Below are 1,610 nucleotides of genomic sequence, written 5' to 3'. Positions count from 1 at the left end.
GCACCCACCCGCCCGATCACGCAGCGCGTAAGCGCGCGACGCCGCGCAAGAGCAGCCGAACCCAATCGATGCCGATCGGGTATGCCTGCCGATCCCCGTGTCGCACGAGATGCCGTCGCAGCGGCCGGCTCCCGGCGGCGGCGGGGTTACGTCCCCCGGCTGGTCAGAGGCCCGGTAAGCGCCCCCATGAACGGAGCCCTCAGGCCCGGTCGGCGGCTGGAGCGGCACCAACTCGGCCTGCCGCAAAGAGCCGCATATAGCCCGTCGCAGGAGAAGGCCGGGCCAGTTCGCCCCGCTACGCAGAGGCTCGCCCCCGGAGAGTCCCGGACCGGAGAAATGAGCCGCTGGCCAGGACGAATAAGGTAGGGGGTTGTGCTGATCCTGTTGCCGCCGTCAGAAGGCAAGGCGTCCGAGGGCGGCGGTCCGCCCGTCGGCGAGCTGTCCCTTCCCGCTCTCGGCAAAGCCCGCGAACGCGTGCTCGCCGCGCTCATCCGGGCCTCCAAGCGCCGCGACGCCCTCGACGTCCTCGGCCTGACCCCTGGCCTGGCGGGCGAGCTGGACAAGAACGTCGCGCTCAGGACCGCCGCCACGCTCCCCGCCGCCGGCCTCTACACCGGCGTCCTCTACGACAATCTTGGCCTGAACACCCTGGAGGACGAAGCCAGGAAGCGGGCGGAAGAGTCGGTGCTGATCTTCTCCGGCCTGTGGGGTGTGGTGAGAATCACAGATCACATCCCGCCCTACCGGCTCTCGATGGGCGTCAATCTGCCGCCTCTGGGCGGGTTGGCGGCGTTCTGGCGGCCCCGGATCACCAAGGAGCTGGACCGGATCCCCGGGCTGGTGGTCGATCTCCGGTCGGCCACGTACGCGGGTGCGTGGCAGCCCGGCGCCCGCTCGGCGGCGGTCCGGGTGTTCAGGGACGGCAAGGTCGTCAGCCACATGGCCAAGGCGACTCGCGGCGAGATCGCCCGCGCCCTGCTGAGTCAGGACGCCGCCCCGGCGACCCCTGACGAGCTGGCCAAGACCCTCGACGCCCTGGGCTACACCGTCGAGCTGGCCGAACCCGCGCGCGCCAACCGCCCATGGACCCTGGACGTGCACGTCAGCGAAGTGTCCCAAGGGGCGGGCTGACGAGCTGCCAGGCAGCGAGACGGCCTCCGCCGGCGCGGGCGTCGAGGCCCCGTCCGCTGACGCAGGCACCGAGGCGGCCTCGGCTAACGCGGGCATCGGAGGCGGCCTCCGCCGGCGGGCAGCGAGGCCGCAGCGTCTGTGAGAGCGTCCCCCGAGCACCGGCCCGCGCCATCACCCTCCCAAAAGGGGCGGACCGAAACGGTGCCACACCCGAAGGGGCTTACCCGGGGCGCGGGAAGGCCGGATACGGAACGTCGGGGACAGGGAGCCGGAACCGCCGCCCCGCCCAGCACGAGCACGACGCCCCGCCCGAGCACGCCGCCCGCCTGAACCGCCGACCGCCTGAGCACGCCGCTGGCCCACCCAGGTACGCCACTTGCCCGCCCGAGCACGCCGCCGACCCCACCCAGGCCAGACCACCAACCCTGCCTCTTATACACATCTGACGCTGCCGACGATACACCCTGTGTATATGCAAG

The 1,610-nt window shown here is 71.9% G+C and carries 1 protein-coding gene; it reads left to right on the top strand.

Annotation, left to right across the window (positions count from 1 at the left end; genetic code table 11):
* Window positions 1–372 precede the first annotated feature (372 nt).
* Window positions 373–1,131 (top strand): YaaA family protein, encoded by a 759-nt coding sequence (locus ETD85_RS62165; RefSeq protein ID WP_170247512.1) that lies wholly within the window; start codon window positions 373–375, stop codon window positions 1,129–1,131.
* Window positions 1,132–1,610 lie beyond the last annotated feature (479 nt).

Source organism: Nonomuraea zeae, assembly GCF_005889725.1.
GTDB classification, from domain to species: domain Bacteria; phylum Actinomycetota; class Actinomycetes; order Streptosporangiales; family Streptosporangiaceae; genus Nonomuraea; species Nonomuraea zeae.
The sequence above is the reverse complement of the archived record's forward strand: the minus strand, read 5'-3'. Positions and strand labels throughout refer to the sequence as shown.